This window comes from Corallococcus exercitus (assembly GCF_042231735.1).
GTDB classification, from domain to species: domain Bacteria; phylum Myxococcota; class Myxococcia; order Myxococcales; family Myxococcaceae; genus Corallococcus; species Corallococcus exercitus_B.
In genome coordinates this window covers 5,083,890-5,106,482 of sequence record NZ_CP102577.1, presented here as the reverse complement: position 1 = coordinate 5,106,482, position 22,593 = coordinate 5,083,890, and the positions used below count along the sequence as shown (strand labels likewise).

Annotated in this window: 19 protein-coding genes; 9 read left to right on the top strand and 10 right to left on the bottom strand. The window is 71.9% G+C overall.

The genetic code is table 11. The features are described from left to right. Positions 1–29 precede the first annotated feature (29 nt). The 4 genes from NR792_RS19900 (at position 30) to rpiA (ending at position 3,832) form a co-directional block, all read left to right on the top strand. The gene (locus tag NR792_RS19900; protein WP_375754234.1) at positions 30–656 is read left to right on the top strand and encodes a hypothetical protein; all 627 of its coding nucleotides are present in this window, start codon (positions 30–32) and stop codon (positions 654–656) included. Then, entirely contained in the window at positions 650–1,786 is a 1,137-nt protein-coding gene (locus NR792_RS19895) for a TPM domain-containing protein (RefSeq protein WP_375754233.1), read from the top strand. Before NR792_RS19900 ends, NR792_RS19895 begins: the two co-directional genes overlap by 7 nt. A gap of 119 nt (positions 1,787–1,905) precedes the next feature. After that, entirely contained in the window at positions 1,906–3,093 is a 1,188-nt protein-coding gene (locus NR792_RS19890) for an AI-2E family transporter (protein ID WP_375754232.1), read from the top strand. Between the two features lie 31 nt (positions 3,094–3,124). Continuing rightward, complete coding sequence (rpiA, locus tag NR792_RS19885) at positions 3,125–3,832, top strand: ribose-5-phosphate isomerase RpiA (RefSeq protein WP_375754231.1); 708 nt, start codon at positions 3,125–3,127, stop codon at positions 3,830–3,832. Here rpiA and NR792_RS19880 read toward each other — a convergent pair. Next, the gene (locus NR792_RS19880; protein ID WP_375754230.1) at positions 3,807–4,394 is read right to left on the bottom strand and encodes an NTP transferase domain-containing protein; all 588 of its coding nucleotides are present in this window, start codon (positions 4,392–4,394) and stop codon (positions 3,807–3,809) included. The two genes, rpiA and NR792_RS19880, sit on opposite strands and share 26 nt — an antisense overlap. A gap of 46 nt (positions 4,395–4,440) precedes the next feature. Further along, positions 4,441–5,553: an XdhC family protein gene (locus NR792_RS19875; RefSeq protein ID WP_375754229.1), complete on the bottom strand. Its 1,113-nt coding sequence runs from the start codon at positions 5,551–5,553 to the stop codon at positions 4,441–4,443. Between the two features lie 289 nt (positions 5,554–5,842). Between NR792_RS19875 and NR792_RS19870 the strand changes: the two genes are divergently transcribed. Then, positions 5,843–7,114: an endonuclease/exonuclease/phosphatase family protein gene (locus NR792_RS19870; RefSeq protein WP_375754228.1), complete on the top strand. Its 1,272-nt coding sequence runs from the start codon at positions 5,843–5,845 to the stop codon at positions 7,112–7,114. 18 nt (positions 7,115–7,132) lie between these two features. On the opposite strand, the gene NR792_RS19865 is transcribed toward NR792_RS19870, so the two are convergent. Beyond that, entirely contained in the window at positions 7,133–10,150 is a 3,018-nt protein-coding gene (locus NR792_RS19865) for an amino acid adenylation domain-containing protein (RefSeq protein ID WP_375754227.1), read from the bottom strand. Between the two features lie 392 nt (positions 10,151–10,542). Here NR792_RS19865 and NR792_RS19860 point away from each other — a divergent pair, with 392 nt between their 5' ends. After that, positions 10,543–10,959, top strand: a complete 417-nt coding sequence (locus NR792_RS19860; RefSeq protein ID WP_375754226.1) for a hypothetical protein — start codon at positions 10,543–10,545, stop codon at positions 10,957–10,959. A gap of 15 nt (positions 10,960–10,974) precedes the next feature. On the opposite strand, the gene NR792_RS19855 is transcribed toward NR792_RS19860, so the two are convergent. Next, the gene (locus NR792_RS19855) at positions 10,975–11,949 is read right to left on the bottom strand and encodes an NADPH:quinone oxidoreductase family protein (RefSeq protein ID WP_375754225.1); all 975 of its coding nucleotides are present in this window, start codon (positions 11,947–11,949) and stop codon (positions 10,975–10,977) included. 364 nt (positions 11,950–12,313) lie between these two features. Here NR792_RS19855 and NR792_RS19850 point away from each other — a divergent pair, with 364 nt between their 5' ends. Next, on the top strand, positions 12,314–14,569 hold the full coding sequence (locus NR792_RS19850; RefSeq protein WP_375754224.1) for a M4 family metallopeptidase: 2,256 nt from the start codon (positions 12,314–12,316) through the stop codon (positions 14,567–14,569). Between the two features lie 136 nt (positions 14,570–14,705). On the opposite strand, the gene NR792_RS19845 is transcribed toward NR792_RS19850, so the two are convergent. The 4 genes from NR792_RS19845 to NR792_RS19830 form a co-directional block, all read right to left on the bottom strand. Then, positions 14,706–15,995: a DUF418 domain-containing protein gene (locus tag NR792_RS19845; RefSeq protein ID WP_375754223.1), complete on the bottom strand. Its 1,290-nt coding sequence runs from the start codon at positions 15,993–15,995 to the stop codon at positions 14,706–14,708. 66 nt (positions 15,996–16,061) lie between these two features. Further along, entirely contained in the window at positions 16,062–17,366 is a 1,305-nt protein-coding gene (locus tag NR792_RS19840; protein ID WP_375754222.1) for a DUF418 domain-containing protein, read from the bottom strand. A gap of 85 nt (positions 17,367–17,451) precedes the next feature. Continuing rightward, entirely contained in the window at positions 17,452–18,291 is an 840-nt protein-coding gene (locus NR792_RS19835) for a metallophosphoesterase (protein ID WP_171415425.1), read from the bottom strand. A gap of 78 nt (positions 18,292–18,369) precedes the next feature. Next, a complete protein-coding gene (locus tag NR792_RS19830) occupies positions 18,370–18,729 on the bottom strand; it encodes a response regulator (RefSeq protein WP_375754221.1) in 360 nt (119 codons plus the stop codon). 129 nt (positions 18,730–18,858) lie between these two features. Between NR792_RS19830 and NR792_RS19825 the strand changes: the two genes are divergently transcribed. Continuing rightward, positions 18,859–19,224, top strand: coding sequence for a helix-turn-helix transcriptional regulator (locus NR792_RS19825; RefSeq protein ID WP_120528580.1), 366 nt, complete (start codon positions 18,859–18,861; stop codon positions 19,222–19,224). Positions 19,225–19,238: 14 nt separating this feature from the next. Here the strand turns inward: NR792_RS19825 and NR792_RS19820 are convergent, their stop codons facing one another. Both NR792_RS19820 and NR792_RS19815 read right to left on the bottom strand, forming a co-directional pair. Then, positions 19,239–20,453 (bottom strand): DUF790 family protein, encoded by a 1,215-nt coding sequence (locus NR792_RS19820; RefSeq protein WP_375754220.1) that lies wholly within the window; start codon positions 20,451–20,453, stop codon positions 19,239–19,241. Between the two features lie 24 nt (positions 20,454–20,477). Beyond that, complete coding sequence (locus NR792_RS19815) at positions 20,478–21,881, bottom strand: DEAD/DEAH box helicase family protein (RefSeq protein ID WP_375761653.1); 1,404 nt, start codon at positions 21,879–21,881, stop codon at positions 20,478–20,480. Between the two features lie 292 nt (positions 21,882–22,173). On the opposite strand from NR792_RS19815, the gene NR792_RS19810 reads away from it, so the two are divergent. Beyond that, a complete protein-coding gene (locus NR792_RS19810) occupies positions 22,174–22,584 on the top strand; it encodes a response regulator (RefSeq protein WP_120552676.1) in 411 nt (136 codons plus the stop codon). The last annotated feature ends 9 nt before the right edge of the window (positions 22,585–22,593 follow it).

The following is a 22,593-nucleotide window of genomic DNA, read 5'->3' as shown; positions in this document are numbered from 1 at the left end:
CCGGGCCGAAGCGCGAGGGGGCTGGGCTCATGGGTGACGTGACACGCACGCGACAGGCCCCTGGCACGGTGGCCTACGATGACGTCAACGAGCTCATCGCCACCGCCACGCGGCTGATGCAGAAGGACGCCGCGCCGGACACGCTCACGCCGGACGACCTGCGGAGAATCGGCGAGGAGCTGGACATCCCCGCGCGCTACGTGGACCAGGCGCTGGAGGCGCTGGCCCGCCGCCGCGAGGAGCAGGCCCGCGAGGCCCAGGCCCGGGAGCGGCTGTCGCGTCAGCGCCGCGCGAGGCTGCGGCAGGGAGCGTGGGCGGGCGCGGTGCTCGCGGGCGTGCTGGCCGTGTCCGGGCTCGTCGTGCGCAACGGCCTCGCCACCACGCTGGCGGAGGTGGCCCAGAAGCGGGCGCAGGTGCGCAACGTGATGGAGCGCCGTGAGGCCCTGCGTGCGCGATGGGATCAACTGACGCCCGGTCTGAACCGCGACGCGGAGGTGGCGGGCGCGGACAACCGCGTGACGGTGGAGCAGCGCCGCTACGACGAACGGGCCGCGGCGTACAACGCCTCGGCGGCCTCCTTCCCCACGAGCTGGGTGGTGCGCCTGACCGGCCTGCCTCCAGCGCTGCCGTTGTCCCCGGAGGTTGCCTCATGGTGAAGACAGTCCTCCTGACGCTGCTGCTGCCCGCGCTGGCCCTGGCCGCCGTGCCGTCCATCACCCGTCCGGTGACGGATCCGCGGGGCATGTTGACGCCGCAAGAGACGGAAGTCGTCTCCCGGGCCCTGGTGGACCTGCGCGCCCAGAAGCAGGTGCAGATGGCGGTGCTGCTCGTGGACACCACCGACGGCCAGTCCATCGAGGACTACGCGGAGGAGGTCTTCCGTGAATGGAAGGGCGGGGAGGCGGGCCGGGACAATGGCCTGCTGCTCGTCATCGCGCGCGGGGACCGGCGCTCGCGGCTGGAGGTGGGCTACGGGCTGGAGTCGTCGCTGACGGATGGCGAGGCCACCGACCTGCTGCACGCGCAGGGCCCGCTGCTGCGCGAGGGCCGGTTCGGACCCGCGCTGCTCGCCATCATCGCGGGCGTGCACGAACAGGTGTCCCCGGAGGACCTCCCGAGCCCCAGCGCCGCGCCAACGACCTGGACACCGGTCGAGTCGCGCAGGTTCGTCATGGCCCTGTTCGTGACGGCGTGGGTGGTGGCGCGGCTGCTGCTCCAGCTCCAGGGCTCGGGCCTCCGGGACGCGAAGAACTCCGTGCTGGCGGCGATGGTGCTGCTGCTGCCGGTCGCCATGTTCGTCGCCATCGGCTGGTCCGGCCCCCGGTCCCCGGTGTTCATCCTCGTCGCGTATGGCGTGCTGGTGGGCCTGTTCTTCTGGGGGTGGAGCCTGCTCCAGCGGAAGCAGACCATCTGGGGCCTGCTGCTGCTCATCCTCCCCGTGTGGAGCGCCCTGGTCGGCCAGTTCTGGTCACACACGCCCCTTCTCGACCTGTCGGATTTCTTCTGGTCGATCGTGGTGGTCCCTCTCTTCACGTTCCCCGCCGCCCTCCCATTCCTGTTCATCGGGTTGATGCTCTACCGGTGGCTCCGGAAGGAACGGCCCCTGGGGGATTGGGCGTCCACCTCCAGCTCGAGCGAGAGCTCCTCGTGGGGCTGGAGCGTCGGCTCGTCGTCGGGTTCCGACTGGTCGTCGTCCTCCAGCAGTGATTCCTCCAGTTCGTCTTCTTCGGACTGGAGCGGTGGCGGCGGGTCGTCCGGCGGCGGTGGCGGCAGCGACTCCTGGTAGCCGCCCGACGCCTGCCTGGCCGCCTGCCCTCCGCGCGGGCGGCGTTCCGCACCTGACATCCCGGGGACCGCCTCCGGGGGCCCATCGCTTGCCTGGGGTGCACTCCCTACCTTGGGAGCATGAAGGCTTCGCGCAAGGGGCTTCCCGTCTACGTGCCACCCCGGACGGTGTGGTCGGTCGGGGTCCAGGTGGTGTTGCTCGTGCTGCTGGGCACGGCCCTCCAGCGGCTGGGGCCCGTGCTCACCCTGCTGGCGGTGGCGTTGCTCCTGGGGCTCGCGGCGGAGCCCGTCGTGCGGCGCTTGCAGTCATGGGGCCTGCGCCGGGGGCTGGGCGTGGCGCTCATCGCGCTGGCGCTGCTGGGGGTCACCGGCCTGCTCATCCTCACGCTGGTGCCGCTGCTGGTGGAGCAGCTGGAGAACCTGGTGCACGCGGCGCCGGGCTTCCTGGCGGAGCTCACCCAGGCGCCGTGGATGCGGAAGCTGGATGAGCACTTCGGCGTGCTGTCGCGGCCGCAGGACGCGTTCGACATGGAGCCCGGCGTGCTGGCCAAGCCGCTCATCACCGTGCTGTCGTCCACGGTGGAGTTGATGGGCGCGGGCATCACCGTGCTGGCGCTGGCGGTGTTCGGCCTGCTGTTCGGACACGACCTCTACGCGAGCATCCTGGGCTGGGTGCGTCCCCGCAGCCGTCCCCGCGTGCGCCGCGTGGTGGGCCGGATGCGCGAGGCGGTGGGCAACTACCTCGTCGGCACGCTGCTCATCGTCAGCGTGGGCGGTGCCTTCACGGCCGGCATGGCCCTGGTGCTGGGCGTGCCGTTCTTCCTGCCGCTGGGCCTGGTGGCGATGGTGCTGGGGCTCATCCCGTACATCGGCAGCGTCATCACCGCGCTGCTGGTGACCGTCACGACGCTGGCGTCGGTGGGCTCGAAGCGCGCGCTCATCGCGCTGGCGGTGTTCATGGTCTACCAGCAGATCGAGTCCCACCTGCTGAGCCCGCTGGTGCAGCGGCGCGCCATCAAGATGAACCCGCTGCTCATCTCCCTGGTGGCCCTGGTGGGCGGCTCGGTCGCGGGGCTCCTGGGGGTCATCCTCGCGGTGCCGGCGGCGGCGGCGGGGCAGGTGTTGCTCACGGAGGTGCAGCGCGAGCGTCGCAAGACGTGGCGGCGCGAGCAGCGCCTCGCGAGGGCCCTGCCTTCCGGACTGGGGAACGTGGACGAGGCACTGTTGGCGGGTCCACTCGCGACGCCGGGGAAGGAAGCGCGGCGTACGCCCCCGTCCGACTCCGGGCATCCTGGGGCGCCGCACTGAGCCAGACCCCTTCCTTGGGCATGGGCACCGCATGACTTCCGACGAGAGTGTTTCGGCTTCCTTCAAGCGCGCGGCGGCGGAGCGCGCGGTGGACTTCATCCAGTCGGGCATGGTGGTGGGGCTGGGCACGGGCAGCACGGCCGCGCACGCGGTGCGGCGGCTGGGCGCGCTGCTCTCCGCCGGGACGCTGAAGGACGTGGTGGGCGTCCCCACGTCGCGCGCGACCGAGGCCCTGGCCACGTCGCTGGGCGTGCCGCTCACCACGCTGGACGTGCACCCGGTGGTGGACCTCACCATCGACGGCGCGGACGAGGTGGCGCCGGACCTGTCGCTCATCAAGGGCGGCGGTGGGGCGCTCCTTCGCGAGAAGGTGGTGGCGCAGGCCAGCCGCCGGGAGATCATCATCGTGGACGCGCCCAAGCTGTCGCCCCGGCTGGGCACGAAGTGGCCGGTGCCGGTGGAGGTGCTGCCCTTCGGCTGGCGTTCGCAGGCGCTGTTCCTGGAGTCGCTGGGCGCGCGCGTGGTGGTGCGGCTCGCGCTGGACGGGGCGCCGTTCCATACGGATCAGGGCAACGTGGTGCTGGACTGTGACTTCGGTCCCATTGGCGACCCGGCGGCGCTGGCCGCGAAGCTGGAGTCCCGCGCCGGGGTGATGGCGCACGGCCTGTTCCTGAACCTGACCACCGACCTGGTGGTGGCCGGGCCCGAAGGCATCACCCACCGCGTCCGGGGCGCGTGAGGCGCAGGGCGTCCTCGGCGGTGTCCACGTCCTCTTCGCCGCCGGGCAGCGGAACCTCCACGACGCGCGAAGGGTCCCGGGCGATGAGCTTGCGCGCGCCGTCCGAGGGAGGAAGGGCCTCCAGCTCGGGGAAGAGGGTGCGGGAGAAGAGGGCAGGGACGCCCCGGGTGCCCGCGTAGGCGGAAGCGACGATGGGCGCGTGCGTGTGCTCGAACGTGGAGAGGAGCGAGCGCAGGTGGCCCGCGTCCACGCGGAGCTGGTCGCAGAGCATCAGGACGGCGCCGTCCACGTCCGGGGGAAGGGCGCGCAGGCCCGCGTGCAGCGAGGAGCCCTGACCCAGCGCCCAGTCCGGATTGTCCACGCACCGCACGGCGAGCCCGGCCAGCTCCGCGGCGACGTCCTCACGGCGCGCACCGAGCACGACGACCACCACCGGGCTCGCGGCCAGGGCATGCAGCGCCGCGCGCCGCACCAGCGACGTGCCCTCATGGCGAAGCAGCTGCTTGGGCTGCCCCAGCCGTGACGAACCGCCAGCGGCGAGCACCACCACGGCCACGGTCATGCGCGCCTCCGCATGCGAACCGGCGCCGCGTCAGCCGCGCATGCCGTCACGCCGACCTGCGCTCCGGCGCCGCGGCATCCGTGTGGATGGGGGCCTGCCGCTCGCGCAGCCGTCCGCCGTCGCGTCCGGCGAGCACCGCCTGCACCTCCGCGATGATGGACAGCGCAATCTCATCCGCGCCCTCCGCGCCCAGGTCCAACCCCATGGGCGCGTGCAGCTTCTCCAGCTGCGCCGCCGTGGGCGTGCGCGCCAGCTCCCGCAAGATGCGCTCCGTCCTCGCGCGGGGCCCGAGCACCCCCAGGTAGCGCACCGGCAGCGGCACCAGCCGCTCCAGCAGCTCCCGGTCCTGCGGCAGGCTGTGCGTCATCACCAGCACCACGCTGCGCGCGGACAGCGGCACCTTCTCCAGCACCTCGGTGGCCCGGGACGCGACGTGCGCCTGGGCCTGCGGGAACCTGCGGCGCAAGAGCTCCACGGGCCGGTCCGCCACCACCGTGAGGTGCCACCCCAGTCCCTGCGCGCGCGCCACCACGGGCGCGACGTCGAAGCCGCTGCCGAACACCACCACCTGCGGTGCCGGCTCCACCACCTCCACCAGCACCTCCGCGCCCCCGCACGCGCCGCTCCAGGGCACGCCGCGCACCAGCGCTTCCGTCGCCGCCGCGCGCACCGGTTCGAGCAGCGCGCCGGTGAGGCTCCCCGCCGACACGCCGTCCTCGCGCAGCATCAGCCGCAGGCCCACCGCGTCCGCGGGCCCCCGGTACACGGTGGCCACCACCGCGCGCAGCGATTGCTTGCGTGCCTCGGCCGCGAAGGTGAGCGCGTCTCCGGGGCCCGGCTCCCAGCGCTCCAGCAGGATGTCCACCACGCCGTTGCAGCCGAGCGCGAACGACAGGCCGCCCTCGTCCTCCGCGTTGTCGCCGGTGGTGTCGTAGCGCAGCACGCGCGGCCCCCCGGACGTCCAGAAGAAGGCCTTGCGCACGAGGTCACCCTCCAGACACCCGCCGCTCACCCCGCCCGCGAGCCAGCCGTCCGCGCCCATCAGCATGCGGGCGCCCGGGCGCCGGTAGGACGAACCGGACACCGCCACCACCGTCGCCAGCACCACCGGACCGGAGGCACGCCCGCAGGCCCGCAGGAGGTCATCGAGTTCCTTCATCGCCCTTCCATCTAACCACCCGCGCCTCGCCGCCGGGGCGATTCCACGCGGGAGGGATGTGCACCGTCCGACGCCCCCTTTCATGCCCGGCGCACGCAGGGCAGCCATCCAGCCGGCCGCCCGTCCCCTGCATGACGCTGGCGGACGTGGCCTGTCGCCACGAACTTGAGCGGAGGACTTCTGATGGAGGCTCGGTGGAATCCACAGCGCGACGGCATGACGCCCGACATCGCTTCCCCTTCGCTCATGTCACCCCGCGGACCTGGCGCCCCAGCAAGGGGAGGGCGTCATGAAGATGCCCGAAGTGCTGGAGCACCTGCCCGCCGTGGGACACCTGCTCGGCCGCAAGCCGGGCGGGCAGGAGGACGTTTTGCCCAGACGTGACCCCACCCTCACCCTGCCGGACTTCCACGCCGTGCCGCTGCCCGCCAGCGAGCGCCGGCTGGGGGACGGCCGCACCTTCATCGTGCACCACCCCTCGCCGCGCGCGCCCCGGGGACCGGGCCTCACGGTGATGAGCTACAACATCCTCATGGGCGGCGAGCGTCAGGAGGCGCTGCTGGAGTACTTCACCCAGCTGGAGGCCCAGGACCGCATGCCGGACGTCATCGGCCTGCAGGAGGCGGGCGTCCCCATGGCGGTGCTGCTCGCGTCCCGCTTCGGCTTCCACCTGGCCTACCAGGGCAACGACGGCGATGACGGCACGCGGCTGGTGAACGGCAAGGCGTGGCTCAGCCGCCATCCCATCCTGGACGCCGCGCACTTCACCTACGTCCTCACCGACGCCGAGCGCAACGACGCCATCGCGCGCCAGGGCTACGCGGGAGAGCTGGTGGAGGACCGCGGCGTGCTCTGGCTGAAGCTGGACGTGGAGGGCCACCCGCTCTACCTCTACAACCTGCACCACGCGCTGGGAGACCCGGCCATCAACGCCCTCAACCTGCGCCAGCTCAACGCGCTGCTGCGCCGGCGCGAGGGCGTCCCCGCCGTCGTGCTGGGCGACTTCAACGCCAACACCGCCATCAAGCGCGGAGGCTCGTGGCTGGTGGCGCACCTGCTGCACCCGAAGCAGGACAACGACACGGACACCATCGAGGAGTTCCGGCTCCGCTACGGCGACGACATGCACAACGTCACCGTGGGGGACCGCGGCGTGGGCAACATCGCGGACCCGCGCCTGCGCCACGAGCTGCACGTGATGGAGCAGGAGCTGCCGGAGACGGTGTGCCACGCGGCGACGGTGCGCGTGCGGCTGGCGGACCACTCGCTGACGACGCCGCACCACGCCCGCCAGGAGCTGAGCTCCGGCCAGATTCCCAAGCACAGCCCCGCGTGGTGGCGCCTGCAGGACATCGCGGACTGCGCCACGCTCACCTCGCACCCGGACAGCCACGGCGTGGTGCACGCCACGGGCAAGCGCTTCGACAACTTCTACGCGACGCGCTCGCTGGTCCCCGTCCTCTTCGAGGTGGACCGCTCCACCGAGTCCTCGGACCACCAGCCGGTGGTGGCCCACTACCGCTTCGGCGACGGGTACCCCAAGGCCCCGCCGCACCACTGACGTCCCGCGCGGCCACCGCTAGGCGGCGATGGCCGCGCAGCGGTGGCGCGCGAACAGGTCCTTCACGTAGCGGCCCAGCAGGGCCGCGTCGATGTCCGGGCACTGGATGTCCGTGCCCGCCAGCGCGGCGCGGGTGTGGTCCGTGCGCACGCGCGGCGTGCGGTGGTGCAGCTCCAGCACCGTGCGGGTGCCGTGGTAGACCTTCTCCCGCAGGAACGCGACCAGCGGGAAGAGGGCGTTGTCCGGCCCCACCCGACCCAGCTCCCGCAGCCACACCGCCGGGGCCACCCGGCGCACCGGGTGCCCGTGCTCGCCCAGCATGTCGAAGAGGGCGTTGTGGCTCGGCTCCTGCTCGCGCTCCGGCGCCACGTTGTACGTGCCGCCCGGGGCCTGGGTGAGCACCAGGTGCGCGGTGGCGCTGGCCACGTAGTCCACCGGCACCGGCAGCCAGTACTTGTCCGGCAGGTCCGGCGACATGCCCAGCTGCGCGTTGCCCACCAGCAGCCGGCACAGCATGTCGTCCGCGTTGCCGATGCCCGTGCGGCTGTGTCCCTGGATGAAGCCCGGCCGGTAGATGCTGACGGGCAGGCCGCTTGCGCGCGCGTCCACGGCGATGCGCTCCGCGACCCACTTGGCCCGCGTGTAGCCGTTCTCGTAGGCCATCAGGTCCAGCGAGCGCTCCAGCGCGAAGTCCTCCGCCACCTCCTCCAGGCCCAGCAGCGTGCCCACCGCGCCGTGGACGCTGAGCGAGGACACGTGGTGCAGCGGCTTCGCTCGGCCGTGCGCGCAGAAGGCCAGCACCTGCTGCGTGCCGGCGACGTTGGGCCGGCCCGCGTCCGCGTACGGCAGGATGTAGCTGATGCTCGCGGCCGAGTGCACCACCGCGTCGCACTGGAGCGCCAGGGCGTCATGCACGGACGCCTCCAGGCCCAGCCGCGTCCGGGTGATGTCGCCCGCCACCGCCTGGATGCGCCCGTCGCGCCAGGGCAGGTGCACGCCGTACTTGCGCGCGGTGGCGCGAAGCCGCGCGCCGGCCTCCGCGTCGTCGCGGGCCCGCACGAGGCAGTGGATGCGCTCCACGCGGGGCGCCAGCGCCGCCAGCAGGTGGATGCCCAGGAACCCCGTCGCCCCCGTGAGCAGCAGCGTGCGCGGCGGCTGCTTCACCAGGGCGGGCACCGCGAGCAGGGGCAGGGCCGTGGAGCGCGCGTCGGTGAGCAGCGTGGCGCGCACGCCCCGGGGGCCCGCTTCCGCCGGGGCCGCGCCCGCCTCGCAGAAGGGCAGGAGCAGCTGGGGCGTGGGGTGCGAGTACACGCGGCGCGACGGCAGCGACACGCCGAAGTCCTCCTCCACCCGCGCCAGCACGTGCGCCACGCCCAGCGAGTCGCCGCCCGCCTGGAAGAAGTGCGTGGTGGGCGTGACGGTGCCCGGGGCCGCGCGCAGGCCCCGCTCGAAGGCGCGGCACAGCCGGTCGAGGGGAGTGGCGGGCGCGGCATGGGGCTCGGACGTCGCGGCGCGGGGCTCGGACGCGGTGGCGCCCACCCAGTCCGCGGGGGGCGGCAGGGCCTGCCGGTCCACCTTGCCCAGGTGGGGCATGAGCGGCAGGCGCGGCAGCGCCACGAAGCGGTGCGGCACCATGTAGTCCGGCAGCACGACGCCCAGGTGCGCGCGCAGCGCGTCCAGGTCCACCGTGTGGCCCTCCTGCGCGCTGTGGTAGGCCACCAGCAGGCCCGTCGTCTGGCCCTGCGCGTCCGTGTGCTCGAAGACCGTCACCGCCGCCTGCGCGACGCCGGGGTACGCGTACAGCGCCTGCTCGATGGCCTCCAGCTCGATGCGGAAGCCGCGCAGCTTCACCTGTTGATCCATCCGGCCCAGGAACACGAGCGCCCCGTCCGCGCGGCGCATGGCTTCATCGCCGGTGCGGTACCACCGGGCGCCGTCCGCGTCCGTGGGGAAGCGCTCCCGCGTGCGCTCGGGCTGGTTGCGGTAGCCCTCCGCCACGCCCTCGCCGCCAATCCACACCTCGCCCGTCGCGCCCTCCGCCACGTCCTGGCCGTCCGGCCCCACCACGCGCAGGCGCACGCCCGGCAGCGCCTGGCCGATGGGCACGGGCGACTCGCCGCCCTTCACCCGGTACGCCGTCGCGCAGACCGTCCCCTCCGTGGGGCCGTAGGCGTTGAAGACGCGGCGGCCGGACGCATGCCACCGCTCCGCGAGCGGCGCCGGGCAGCGCTCGCCCGCCATCACCACGCACGCCACGTCCGGCAGCGTGTCCACGTGCGGGCCCAGCTGGCCCAGCACCGACGGCGGCAGGCACAGGTGCGTCACGCGCTGCTGGCGCAGGTACTCCGCCATGCGCCGGCCGGGCAGCAGGTCCTCGCGCGTGCCCTGCACCACCGCGCCGCCCGCGAACAGCGTGGGGAACACCTCCCACACCGACGCGTCGAAGTTGATGCTGGCGAACTGGAGGTGCCGCGTGTCCGGCCCCAGGCCCAGGAGCGGCGCCACGCCGTGCACCAGGTTCGAAAGCCCCCGGAAGGTGCACACCACGCCCTTGGGCTCACCCGTGCTGCCCGAGGTGTAGATGAGGTAGGCGGGCCGGTCCGGCGGCGCGTCGATGACGTCCGAGCCGTCGATGTCCTCCGCGCCGTCCACCGCCGCCGCGTCCGCCTCCAGGAAGGGCAGCGGCGAGCCCAGCCAGGTCTCCAGCAGCCCCACGGAGACGCGGTGCATGCGCTGGGTGACGACGCCGCGCAGGCCCGCGTCACGCAGGATGCGCAGCAGCCGCTCGTCGGGGAGGAATGGATCCAACGGCACGTAGGCCGCGCCCGCCATCCAGATGCCCAGGATGGCCGGGATGACCTCCGGCCCGGGCACCACCATCAACCCCACGCGGTCCCCGGGCCGCACGTTCCACTCGGCGCGCAGCCTCCGGGCCACCCGGGAGGCCCGGCGCAGCAGCTCCGGCTGCTTCAGCACCGTGGCTCCGAAGGCGACCTCCGCGGTCGGGGGAAGACGCAGCGTGGACGGGGGGGCCATGGTGCATTCCTTGGATGTAGTGACTCGCGCGGTGGGGGGAGTCCGCGCGTGAAAAGTCTAAAGACTGGCAGCGCCCGCGCAATACGTAGGAACCACGCGGTGATACACACCGGGTCTTGATTGCGACACACAGGCTCGGGTCATCCGAGCCCCCGTCTCTCCCAGGGGACGTCCGCGCCCGCTGGCTGTCATTCCTGTCTGGATATATCTTTGGAGCGACGCGGGCGTGTGTCGCCACGCCGGTGTGACGATGTCTGTCTTTTTCCCGTGGGGGTGTGCCGCTGGCGCGCGTGGACTCCCCGCGGGTGGGTGCAACCTGATTCGTCGGGGTGGCGTCGCACCCCCTGACACGCTGGATGATTCAGGCAGGCTGGGCTGTAGTGGAGGACCGGATGCCTTCGCTACGACACGCCTTCCTGCTCAACGCCGTGCGCGAGCTTGGCCGCTCGGTGCACGACATCGCCCGGACGCGGGCCTCCTGGGATGCGTGCCTGGAGCGGATCCGCGAGGCGTGCACCACGACGCTGGGCATGGAGTACGACACGCTCACCCGCTTCGACGCGCGCTCCGTCGTCAGCCTCTTCGCCCACCCGGAGCAGGCGCGCATCCTCGCCCGGCTGGTGGATGAGCGGGCCCGCCTGTGCGAGGAGCATGGCCGGTACGCGGACGCGCTGGCGGACAGCGTCTACGCGGGCCAGCTCCTGATGTGCTCGCGCGCCCGCTTCGGCCTGCCCCGGGACGCCCGCGCCGCGGACGTCCTGGAGCGCGAGGCCGGCACGCCGTCACCCCTGCCGCCAGCGGGGGAGTGACGCGCCCCTCCCGCTTCAGCCGGCCTTCACCTTCAGGACGACCTTGCCCACGGCCTGGCGCGACTCCAGCTCGCGCAGCGCCTGCGCCCCCTCCTCGAAGGGGAAGACGCGGCCCACCACCGGGTTGACGATGCCGCGCGCCGCGAGCGCCTCCAGGTCCTTCGCGATGGCGCCCGTCAGCTCCGGCGCCTGCATCAGGAAGGCGCCCCACGCCACGCCCACCACGGAGACGTTGCGCAACAGCAGCCGGTTCACGGCCACGGACGGAATCTGGCCGCTGGCGAAGCCCACCACCAGCAGCCGCCCCTCCGGCGCCAGCACCTTGAGGCTCTTGTCGAAGACGTCGCCGCCCACGGGGTCCAGCACCACGTCCGCGCCCCGGCCGTCCGTGGCCTCGCGCACGCCGGCCTGGAAGTCCTTCAGGAGGAGCACGCCGTCCGCGCCCGCGCGCTTCGCCACGTCCGCCTTGCGCTCGTCGCCCACCACCGCCAGCACGCGCGCCCCGGCGCCCTTCGCCACCTGCACGGCCGCGGTGCCCACGCCGCCCGCCGCGCCGTGCACGAGCACCGTCTCTCCCGCGCGCACCTGCCCGCGCCGGTGCAGCGCGAAGTGCGCCGTGTGGTAGTTCATCACCACGCCCGCCGCCTGCTCGAAGCTCCACGCCTCCGGGATGGGGAAGGCCAGCTCCGGCGCCACCACGCAGGCTTCCGCGAAGCCGCCCAGCGTGAAGGAGAAGCCCATCACCCGGTCGCCGGGCTTCACCCGCGCCCCGGCCGGCGCGGCGCGCACCACGCCCGCCACCTCCACCCCCGGCACGAAGGGCACCTCCGGCTTCATCTGGTACTGGCCGTGGGTGAGCAGCAGATCCGGGAAGCTCACCCCGGCCGCCACCACATCAATGAGCACCCCGTCCCCGGCTTCCGGTTCCGGGACGTCCACCATCTCCAGGCCCTCCGGTCCCGTCAGCCGCTGAAGTCGCAATGCGCGCATGTGCGTCGCCTCCCTTCGGCCGGGACGCTAGCCCGCCCGCCCCGCCCGGAGGGGCCCCCCTGTGTCAGCGGTGACACGGGACCCACCCGGGTCGGGAATAAATGAGACGGCAATTTCTCCCCGTCGTTCACTCATTGCACGCATCCGCCGACAGGTGCTTCAACCATGAAGTAGCTGCCTTACCGGTTTGAAGCATCCACCCCGTTTCCGCCGGGCTGCGTGAGTCCCTCCGTCATTTCAAGCAGTTGCGAGATAATCTCGAAGTCTGAGAAACGACGCAAAAGTAGAATTCTCGCCTGTACTTGAAATACGCGCGTCTCTTGTGGCACAGTGTTTTCCTAATCTTTCCCCTTAGGAGGATTGCATGTACGAGAAGCGAGTACGCGGCGCCCTGGGTGCCGCAGCCCTGTCCCTGATGGTTGGCGCTTGCACCGACGGCGCTCCTGCTGCGAACACGGAGGACGCGAACGTCCAGAAGGCTTCCGCCAACCTGTCGGCGGGCCAGAAGGTCATCGCGGCGGACTCCGACGCGGTCCCCACCTTCCTCACCGGTTCCTTCGGTTCCGTCCCCGCGCCCTCGGCCATCCAGGGCATCGCGGCCCAGCAGCAGCTGGCGCCGGTGCTCGCGAACGTGGCGCCGCTGTTCCGCCTGAACCCGAACGACCTGTTCCTGAAGCGCGCCTACGTCGGCTTCGACGGTGACACCCACTACCGCTACGGCGTGACCCAGAACGGCATCCTGGTTCAGGGCGCCGAGGTCCGCCTGCACGCGCGCAACGGCTCCGTGTTCGCGGTGAACACGAACGCCCGCGGCGACCTGAAGGGCGAGCTGAAGGCCGCCATCGCGTCCGACGCGGCCATCGCGGCGGCCATCGGTGACCGCGGCTCCCCGGAGCGCGCGTCCTCCAACGCGGAGCCCCAGCTGGTCTACCGCCGCTCGGGCAACGAGCTGGTCCTGGCCTACGAGGTTCGCGTCCAGGGCGAGCTGGCGGACACCACCCCGGTGGATGACTCCGTGTACGTGAACGCCAAGACGGGCGACGTCTTCGAGCGCGTTCCGCACATCCACTCCGCGAAGAACCGCCAGGTGTGGGACCTGCAGCACCGCACCACGCTCTCCACGGCCGTCAAGGGCCGCTTCGAGGGTGAGGCCGCGGTCGCCGACCCGGTCATCAACAACAACTACGACCACCTCGGCACCGTCTACGACTGCTACAGCAACCTGTTCGGTCGTGACTCGTACGACAACGCCGGCAAGCTGCTGAAGAGCTACGTCCACTACAGCAACAACTACGTCAACGCCTACTGGGACGGCACCCAGATGGTGTACGGCGATGGCGACGGCGTGAACGCCTCCAACCTGGCGAACTCGCTGGACGTGACGGCGCACGAGCTGACGCACGCGGTGACGGAGTACGAGTCCGACCTCACCTACTCCGGTGAGTCCGGCGGCCTCAACGAGTCCCTCTCCGACATCTTCGGCGCGGTCTGCGAGTGGTACGGCAAGGGCAAGGTCATCGACGAGGGCACCTGGATCGTCGGCGACGACGTCTGGACCCCGGGCATCCCGGGTGACGGCCTGCGCTACATGAAGAACCCCACGCAGGACGGGGACTCGCTCGACTACTACCCGGACTACGGCTCGGGCGTGGACGTGCACTACAGCTCGGGTATCTCCAACCTGGCGTTCTACCTGATGTCCCAGGGTGGCACGCACCCGCGCGCCAAGACGACCCAGGTCGTCGAGGGCATTGGCTTCGAGAAGGCCGCCAAGGTCTTCTACAAGATCAACGTCGACCTGCTGACCGCGTCCTCCAACTTCGAGGCGGCGAAGACCGCTTCGGAGCAGGCCGCCGCGCAGCTGGGCTTCACCGCGGCGGAGATCGCCTCGGTGGGCAACGCCTGGAAGGCCGTGGGCGTGGGCGTGCCCGTGCCTCCTCCGGTGACCACGCCGATCGAGAAGGGCGTGCCCGTGACGGGCATCTCCGGCACCTCCGGCAGCAAGGTGTACTACTCGGTGACCATCCCCGAGGGCGCCACGGACGTGACCTTCACGCTGTCCGGTGGCACGGGTGACGCGGACCTCTACGTCCGCAAGAACAACGCCCCGACGGACTCCCTGTACGACTGCCGTCCGTACAAGTCCGGCAACAGCGAGGTCTGCACGTTCCCCACGTCCGGCCCGAAGGGCATCTGGTACGTGATGATCAAGGGCTTCACGTCCTACACGAACACCAGCCTGTCCGTGACCTGGAAGGGTGGCTTCGTGGACATCGGCAACGAGACCCGCATCGAGAACCTCTCGGGCGTGCCGGGTTCCACGCAGACCTTCATCATCGACGTGCCCGAGTTCAAGAAGGACTCCGGCATCAACACCCTGTCCGTCGCCCTGGGCGAGGGTGAGGGCAACGCGGACCTCTACGTCCGCGCCGCCGCCGCCCCGACGCAGTTCGAGTACAACTGCCGTGGCGTGAAGGAGAGCGCGACGGAGAGCTGCATCCTGCGCAACATCCCGGCGGGCAAGTACTACATCAGCGTGGTCGGCGTGCCGAGCCTGGTGGACACCACGGTCGACGGCTACATCAAGACCGTGCTCGCGGCCTCCTACAAGGTCCCGTAGTACCTGAAGGCGTGGGGCGCGGCGAAGGTGCCGCGCTCCGCTCCTGAAAGACCCCGGGCTCCCGCTTCCTCGCGGGACCCGGGGTTCTTTTTTTGTCCGGCCTGGAGCCCGCGAAGGAGCTCTTCGCGAAGGCGCTTCAGCCCGCCACGCCCGCCGCGCTCGCCTCGCGGGCGGGAGCCAGGCGCATGGACTGGGCGCGGCCGTAGGTGAGCGAGCGCCACAGCCACTCCACCGGACCGAAGCGGAAGCGCGCCAGCCACCAGTGGCAGAAGGCGAGCTGCGCCGCGAAGAGGACCGCGCAGTAGAGCACCGTGCGCGACGGCGGCGTGCGGGCGATGAGCCCCAGCCCCCAGCCGGCATACACGCAGAGGCCCATCACGGACTGCATGAGGTAGCACGTCAGCGCCATGCGCCCCGCGGGCGTGAACACGCCCAGCACCTTGCGCCAGCGCTCCTTCTGGAAGAGCAGCGCGAAGGCCGCCGCGTAGCCCGTGCCCATGAAGAGGTAGCCCACGTCGCGCGGCGTGCGCAGCCAGGCCAGCCACCCCGGCGGACTGGCCACGCCCCGGTAGACGAGGTTGAGCACCATCACCAGCAGCCCGATGACGCTGCCCACCCCCAGGCCCCAGGCCGCCAGCCGCCGCAGCAGCTTGCGGTGGCGCTCCACGTCCTGGATGAGCCCGCGGCGTCCGGCCCACAGGCCCAAGAGGAAGCGGCCCAGGACGATGGACAGCAGCAGCGGGCGGCTGGGGTTGTTCATCCCCGCCCAGCCGAAGCGCACGTTGGCCAGCTGGCTGGTCACCACCGAGTCGCTGGACAGGCCGGCGAGGTACTCCGCGCGGTGGGCCGCCTCCTCGTCCCGCGTGGCCTTCTGGGCGCGCTCCGCCTCCGCCGCGCCGTGGAGCATCCCGGGGAGCACCCGCTGCCCGACGGTGAAGGTGATGGGGAACGCGAACAGGAGCACCGCCGCCCAGATGAGCACCGCCTTGTCGGAGAGCTTGCGGAACGGCAGCAGCATGAAGCCCACCACCGCGTACGTGGCGAGGATGTCCCCCACCCACACCCCGAACATGTGGACCAGGCCGATGCCAAACAGCACGGCCAGCCGGCGCCGGTACATCGGCACGATGGACGCCCCCTTCGCTTCCGCGCGCGTCAGCTGCAGCGCGAACCCCAGCCCGAAGAGGAAGGTGAAGAGGGTGACGAACTTCTGGTCGATGAGGAGGCCGAAGAGCGAGTTGACCGCGACATCCAGCGGGGCGGCCGCCAGCGCCAGGGCCTGCTCGCGAGGCATGAGCAGCCGGCCGTTGAACGAGCTCAGGCTGTTGGAGAGGAAGACGCCCACCAGCGCGAAGCCGCGCAAGGCGTCCAGGGCGTGGACGCGCTCGGAGTGCTCGGTGGGACCTGCGGAGGGTGTTTCGGACATGCGGGGGACTACACGCTGTCGTCCTCGGCAGCGTCAATGAAGCCCCCCTGCCCGGACAGCGGGCTTTCAGTGCGCGGCGCGCGCCTCGCGGGCAGGGGCCAGGCGCATGGGCTGGGCACGGCCGTAGGTGAGCGAGCGCCACAGCCACTCCACCGGGCCGAAGCGGAAGCGCGCCAGCCACCAGTGGCAGAAGGCGAGCTGCGCCGCGAACACGCCCAGGCACAGCAGCACCGTGCGCGACGGCGGCGTGTGCCCCACGAGCCCCAGCCCCCAGCCGTCATAGAGCCACACGCTCACCACGGACTGCATGAGGTAGAGCGTCAGCGCCATGCGCCCCGCGGGCGTGAGCACGCCCAGCACCTTGCGCCAGCGCTCCTTCTGGAAGAGCAGCGCGAAGGCCGCCGCGTAGCCCGTGCCCATGAAGAGGAAGCCCACCTCCCGCAGGGTGCGCAGGCCCAGCATCCACGCCGGAGGGCTCATCTGCCCCAGGGGGCCGCCACCGGGCGCGCCCCGGTTCCTCAGGCTGATCACCAGGGCCAGGGTGGCGAGGGCGCTGCCCACGGCCAGCCCCCACGCCATCACCCGGACGAGCAGCTTGCGGTGTCGCTCCACCTCCTCCAGCACCCGGTGGCGTCCGGCCCACAGGCCCAAGAGGAAGCGGCCCAGGATGATGCACAGCCAGATGGGGCGGCCCGGGTTGGGCAGGTTCTGCCAGGCATAGACGGCGTTGGCCTGCTGCGACGCCACCACCGAGTGGCTGGACAGGCCGGTGAAGAACGCCGTGCGGTGCGCGGCCTCCTCCTCGCGCGTGGCCTTGGCGGCTGCTTCCGCGGCCTCCTTGCCGTGCAACAGCTCCGGGACGTAGCGCTGCGCGATGGACAGCGTGAGCGGCAGCACGACGAAGAGCACCGCCACCCAGGTGAGCACCGTCCTGTCGGAGCGCTTGCGGAACAGGAGCAGCACGAAGCCCACCAGCGCGTACGTGCTGAGGATGTCCCCCACCCACACCCCGAACATGTGCACCAGGCCGATGCCCAACAGCACGAGCAGCCGGCGCCGGTACACCGGCACGATGGACGCCCCCTTCGCTTCCGCGCGCGTCAGCTGCAGCGCGAAGCCCATGCCGAAGAGGAGGGAGAAGAGGGTGATGAACTTCTGGTCCACGAAGAAGGCGTAGAGCGAGTTGACCACCGTCTCCAGGGTGGACGCCGTCAGCGCCTGCGCCTGTTCGCGCGGCAGCAGGGAGCGGCCGCTGAACCAGCTCAGGCTGTTGGAGACGAAGACACCCAGCAGCGCGAAGCCGCGCAGGGCGTCCAGCAGGTGCACGCGCTCGGAGGCTTCGACGGGGCCGACGGAGGAGGGCTCGGACATGGGGCGCCACTACACGCCCGCGCGCTCCACATCGTCAAACGCACCGGGGTGTGACGCGGCCCCTGTCGCGCGGTGACTCACGACGTCACAGCGGCGGGATGGATTTCTCCGGACCGGGCAGAACCTCGCGCAGGCAGCGCTCCAGGCCGCCCCGGTGGCGCCACTGCATGGGGTAGCCCAGCGACACCTCCTCGAAGCGCACGCCGTCGCGCCACAGCGTGGAGGGCATGTGCAGGTGCCCCGTCACCACCACCTCCGCGCGGTAGCGCGTGTGCCAGTCCTCGGTGAGGCGCGTGCCGCACCAGATGGAGAAGCGCGGGATGCGCGGCAGCCGCACGTGCTCGTATCTCAGCGGGTAGTGGTTGATGAGGATGGTGGAGCACCCGGGCGGCAGCCGCTCCAGCCGCGCGCGCGTGCGCTCCACGCGCGCGTGGCACCAGGCCTGACGGGTGGGGTACGGCTCCGGGTGGAGCAGCACCTCGTCCGTGCACATCAGGTCGTCCTCCCAGGCCCACTCCAGCGCCTTGTCCGCGGGCACGGTGTCCGGGCGGAAGGTGTAGTCGTAGCCCAGGAACATGGGGACCACGACGCGGTGCGGGCCCTCGCCCGGCCAGCGCGGATACGGGTCCTCCGGCGTGAGCGCGCCGTAGCGGTGGCACAGGTCCACCATGCGCAGGTAGCGCGCCTCGCCCTTCAGCGGCGGCTGTTCCGAGGGCATGGTCCACAGCTCGTGGTTGCCCGGCACCCAGACGACCTGGCGGAAGCGCGCGGTGAGCGTGCGCAGCATCAGCTCCATGTCCGCGAGCGTCTCGCCCACGTCTCCGCCGACGATGAGCCAGTCGTCCGGGCGCGGCGCGAGTGCCGCCAGCGCCTCGTGGTTCTCCTTGTGCCGCAGGTGCAGGTCGCTGATGGCGTAGAGCTTCATGGCGTGCGTGGGGAAGGCCCTACCTTAACGCGCACGGCCGCGCGCGCCATGGGAACGGCGGGCCGTCAGCCCCGGCCGTCAGCCCAGCGACGCCAGGAGCGCCAGCACCTGCTGCGGCGGCGCGGCGCGGTCCATCCAGGTGATGCCCTTCTCCCGCAGCCCGCGCGACGGCGGAAGCGAGGTGTGCAGCGCGCAGGCGACGCGCGGATGCCGGGCGCGCACGCACGTGAGCAGGCACAGCCCGTCGCCATCCGGCAGGCCCTGGCCGCTCACCACCACGGACGGCGGCGCTTCCCCCATCAGCCGCTCCGCTTCGCGCACGCCCTGGGCGAAGCGCTTGTCGCCGGGCAGGTGCCTGGACAGCCGCCGGAGCGCCGCGAGCGCGCGTGGATCCGCGTCCACGAACAGGAAGCTGGGAGGGGAGGAGGGCTCTTGCATGAAGGCACTGGGTGGTGCGGACGGGCTTGACGCAAGAGGTTGTGTCGCGAAAAGCCTACCCCGGAAGTTCTTGGAAGCCAACCTCTCAAGTCATATCGACATGGGCGAACCCGGTAGGTTAACGACCCCATGGAAAAGACCCTCGCATCCCGGCTCGGAGGTGCGGCCCGCGTCGCCCGCACCCGCCTGAACCTGACCCAGGCGGACGTGGCGGAGCGCATCGGCATCGCGAGTGAAGTCTACGGGCGTCTGGAGCGCGGGCACATGCTGCCCAGCATCCAGACCTTCCGTCGGTTGTGCGTGGTGCTGTCCATCTCCGCGGACGAGGCGTTGGGTCTGAAGCCGTCGCAGGACGTGAAGTGGGCCGCGGAGCCTCCGTCCGACTATGGCGAGTCCGCGGAGCTGCGCCGGCTGTTGCGCCGCGCGAAGCAGCTGGACCGGGGCTCCATCCGCATCCTCAGCGTGCTGGCCTCGCAGTTCAAACCGCGCAGCTGAAGGCGCCGCGGTGCTCATCCGGCCTCCGCCGCGCCGTCCCAGCGCGCCAGCCGCTCCCGCAGCTTCCGGACGGAGGGAAAGCCGTTGAAGAGCACCACCTGCGGGTGATCCTCCAGGGCCTGCCGCTCCGCCGCCTCCTTCGCCAGCGCGCGGTCCACGCCCAGGAGCAGCCCCGCGTCGGGGCGCGCGCGCAGCTCCGCCAGCCGGCGTGACAGCGGCGCCGCGTGCCACGGGTGGAACAGCTCCAGCGCGACCTCCTGGCCCGTCTTCCGGTGGCGGAAGGTGAGGTCGGGCACGCACAGGCCGGCGGCGCCGGTGTGGCGGGGCAGGGGCGTCAGGTCCAGCGCCCAGGCGTCATCCTCGAACCCTTGCGCCAGCGCGGCCACCTCCGGTGGCACGTGCCCCAGCGCGGCGGGCAGCGGGGACACCAGCGGATCCTCGTGGGAGAGCTGGAGCGTGGAGCGCTTGCGCGCGTCCTCCAGCACCGCGGAGAGCTCCCAGCGCTCCAGGATGGGGACCACGGAGAGGAAGCTCGCCAGCTGCAGGCCGTACTTCTTCTGCAGCGACAGCATCGCGCCGGGGCCTTCGACCTCCAGGGACCAGTCCTCGCCGTCGCGCCGGACCTCCGCCACCAGCCGGCAGAACTTCAGCCAGCGCAGGAGCTTGCGCACGCGCAAGAGCTCCGGCGACCGCGCGCGCAGGGTGAGGCGCCGGGCGTTGAAGAGCGGCCCCTGCGCGAGCGCCAGGTTGTAGCGGTCCAGCAGCCCCTGCGGCGTGAGCGCCTCCCCGTCCCAGCCGAGCAGCTTCCGGTTGCCGGGCAGGTCCGAGTACAGCGCCTCGCGGGTGTCGGGCAGCGATGCGCCCAGGGCCTCGGTGAGGCGCGCTTCGTAGGCCTCCAGCGTGGTGTCCGGAGAGAGGGTCCGCAGCACCCGGGCGCCCACGAGCAGCGTGCGCCAGCGCGCGTCCGTGGCGCCTTCACCGGCCTCGTCGAAGAGGAGCCGGTCGAGGAGCAGCTTCACCAGCCCGCGCGCGACCTTGGGGCGGCTGAACGCGCCGGCCTTGAGGCTGAAGGCCTCCTCCACGTCGTCGCGGCTCTGGCCCCGGAAGGCCTCCGCGTCCGCGAGCAGCTCCTTCGCGAGCGCCTGGAGGGACGGGTCGTGCGTCTTCACGAAGGAAGGCCGCAGGATGCCTTCGCGCACGCGCGAGGCGAGCAGCTCACGCGTCAGCATGCGGAGGTCTCCCGCGAGGGACTGTCATGCGCCGGCATCGGGTGGGCCCTCCGGTTCCTGGTAGGCGCGGTGCTGCCGGCGCCTCTCGCTGATGCCGCTCTCCGCCGTCTGCGCGGAGCACACCTCGTACAAGAGGGCGCGCTTGCCGGGGCGCTTTCGCAGGATGCGGCCCAGGCGCTGGACGTGTTCGCGCACGCTGCCGCTGCCGCTGAGCACCACGCCCACGCGCGCCTCGGGCACGTCCACGCCCTCGTTGAGCACCCGGGAGGTGAGCAGCACGGGCAGCTCCGCGCTGGCGAACGCGGCCAGCAGTGCCTTGCGCTCCGGCAGCGGCGTGTGGTGCGTGAGCGCGGGCAGCAGCAGCTTCCGCGCGAGCGTGTAGACCGTCTCGTTGTCGTCCGTGAAGACGATGACGCGGTCCTCGCGGTGCTCCAGCAGGATCTTCCAGAGCGCGTCCAGCTTGCCGCTGGAGGTGAGCGCGATGCGGCGCTGCTCCCGGTAGCCCCGGTACGCCGCGCGCCCTTCGTCGCTGCGCTGGCTCTGGGCAAGAAAGCGCGCCCAGCCCTCCGGCGACGCGAGCGGCACACCCAGCCTCCTCACGAAGGTGAGGTAGCGGCCGCGCGCCTCGTCGTAGCGCGTCTTCTCGTCGGGCGTCAGTGGCACCTCGATGCGGCGGACCTCGTAGGGCGCCAGGTACTGGCCCTGGAGCTCGTCGATGCCGGTGCGGTGCACCAGCGGGCCCAGCAGTTCCTCGCACACGCGCTCGCCGCCGTCCGCGCGCTCCAGCGTCGCGGTGAGCCCCAGCCGGTAGGGCGCGAGCGTCCCCTCCGCGATGAAGCGGTAGCTGGGCGCGGGCAGGTGGTGGCACTCGTCGCAGATGAGCAGGCCGAAGCGGTTGCCCGTGAACTCCATCTGCATCGCCGCGGAGTCGTACGTCGTCACCGTGAGCGTCTGGCGGTCGTTGACGCCGCCGCCCACCATGCCCACCGGGCCGGAGAAGTGCTTCGCCAGCACGCCCTGCCACTGCGCCATCAAATCCAGCGTGGGCACCACCACCAGCGTGGGCCGCTTCACCCACGCGATGGCCAGCACCGCCAGCAGCGTCTTGCCCGCGCCCGTGGGCAGCTCCACCAGCCCCCGGCCTCCCGCGCGCGTCCAGGCGTCCAGCGCCGCGCGCTGATGCGGGAACGGCTCGATGGGGACGGTGAGGGGCAGCTCCACCGGCTCGAAGCGCTTCGCCCGGTCTTCGTAGGGCAGCCCGCATTCGCGCAGGCGCAGGACGACGTCGCGGTAGTGCAGCGCGGGCGCGCGGAAGACGCCCGTGCGCCCGTCCTTCTGGAAGAGCGCGTGCAGGCGCGCGTCGTCGGGCAGCGTCGGGGCCACCAGCGTGCCGCTGTCGTAGTGCAGCTCGGTGAGGGGGGAGGGCAGGGGCTCGATGGCGGACGCTCGGGGCTCGGGGAGCCGACGTGGGAGGAGACTCGCGCGGGAAGGGAAGTAGCGGGTTGGAAGGCGCTCCGCCACTGTGGTCCGCGAGGCTGGAAGAAACCACGGGCGCGGGCGATTGGCTGCCTGGAGGCACTGCGTGCCTTCTGGGCGCGGGGCGGGTTGCTTTGTGGGGGGGCCGGGCGTTACCTGCTCACCCCATGGCCTGGACCCGCCCCGCCGCTGCTCGCCGTGCTCCGCCCGCCGGCTGGAGGCCCGTGTCCTTCCGGGCATCGCGCTGATGCGGGTCCTCGTCGTCAGCCCGCACCCTGCGTCCCGCGCGCTGCTCAGCCGCTTCCTGGACGCGGAGCCGGACGTGGAGGTGTCCGCCACCGGCGAGCCCGATGACGCCTTCGCCTCCATCAAGGAGAACAAGCCCGCGCTGGTGGTGGTGGACCTGCGCCGCCCGGACGAGGACCACCCGCTGTTCCTGGGCCTCTTGCGCAAGCGGCACCCGTCGCTGCCAGTCATCTCGCTGGTGCCCGGCCGGCTGCGCATCTTCGACGGCCGCTCCGAGCGCGTGCGCGAAGCCCACGGCGACACCGCGGAGGCGCTGCACCACCTGATGGGCTCCGTACTCCAGGCCACGCGCGACCTCTTGGCCCAGCACCTCTTGCGGATGCTGCGCCCGCCGGTGGGCCGGGCCTGAAGCCCTGAG

What these genes read in the sequence shown, in the direction of transcription:
- NR792_RS19900 (WP_375754234.1), top strand. Translation starts at nt 30, where the DNA reads ATGGGTGACGTGACACGCACGCGACAGGCCCCTGGCACGGTGGCCTAC.
- NR792_RS19895 (WP_375754233.1), top strand. Translation starts at nt 650, where the DNA reads ATGGTGAAGACAGTCCTCCTGACGCTGCTGCTGCCCGCGCTGGCCCTG.
- NR792_RS19890 (WP_375754232.1), top strand. Translation starts at nt 1,906, where the DNA reads ATGAAGGCTTCGCGCAAGGGGCTTCCCGTCTACGTGCCACCCCGGACG.
- rpiA (WP_375754231.1), top strand. Translation starts at nt 3,125, where the DNA reads ATGACTTCCGACGAGAGTGTTTCGGCTTCCTTCAAGCGCGCGGCGGCG.
- NR792_RS19880 (WP_375754230.1), bottom strand. Translation starts at nt 4,394, where the DNA reads ATGACCGTGGCCGTGGTGGTGCTCGCCGCTGGCGGTTCGTCACGGCTG.
- NR792_RS19875 (WP_375754229.1), bottom strand. Translation starts at nt 5,553, where the DNA reads ATGAAGGAACTCGATGACCTCCTGCGGGCCTGCGGGCGTGCCTCCGGT.
- NR792_RS19870 (WP_375754228.1), top strand. Translation starts at nt 5,843, where the DNA reads ATGAAGATGCCCGAAGTGCTGGAGCACCTGCCCGCCGTGGGACACCTG.
- NR792_RS19865 (WP_375754227.1), bottom strand. Translation starts at nt 10,150, where the DNA reads ATGGCCCCCCCGTCCACGCTGCGTCTTCCCCCGACCGCGGAGGTCGCC.
- NR792_RS19860 (WP_375754226.1), top strand. Translation starts at nt 10,543, where the DNA reads ATGCCTTCGCTACGACACGCCTTCCTGCTCAACGCCGTGCGCGAGCTT.
- NR792_RS19855 (WP_375754225.1), bottom strand. Translation starts at nt 11,949, where the DNA reads ATGCGCGCATTGCGACTTCAGCGGCTGACGGGACCGGAGGGCCTGGAG.
- NR792_RS19850 (WP_375754224.1), top strand. Translation starts at nt 12,314, where the DNA reads ATGTACGAGAAGCGAGTACGCGGCGCCCTGGGTGCCGCAGCCCTGTCC.
- NR792_RS19845 (WP_375754223.1), bottom strand. Translation starts at nt 15,995, where the DNA reads ATGTCCGAAACACCCTCCGCAGGTCCCACCGAGCACTCCGAGCGCGTC.
- NR792_RS19840 (WP_375754222.1), bottom strand. Translation starts at nt 17,366, where the DNA reads ATGTCCGAGCCCTCCTCCGTCGGCCCCGTCGAAGCCTCCGAGCGCGTG.
- NR792_RS19835 (WP_171415425.1), bottom strand. Translation starts at nt 18,291, where the DNA reads ATGAAGCTCTACGCCATCAGCGACCTGCACCTGCGGCACAAGGAGAAC.
- NR792_RS19830 (WP_375754221.1), bottom strand. Translation starts at nt 18,729, where the DNA reads ATGCAAGAGCCCTCCTCCCCTCCCAGCTTCCTGTTCGTGGACGCGGAT.
- NR792_RS19825 (WP_120528580.1), top strand. Translation starts at nt 18,859, where the DNA reads ATGGAAAAGACCCTCGCATCCCGGCTCGGAGGTGCGGCCCGCGTCGCC.
- NR792_RS19820 (WP_375754220.1), bottom strand. Translation starts at nt 20,453, where the DNA reads ATGCTGACGCGTGAGCTGCTCGCCTCGCGCGTGCGCGAAGGCATCCTG.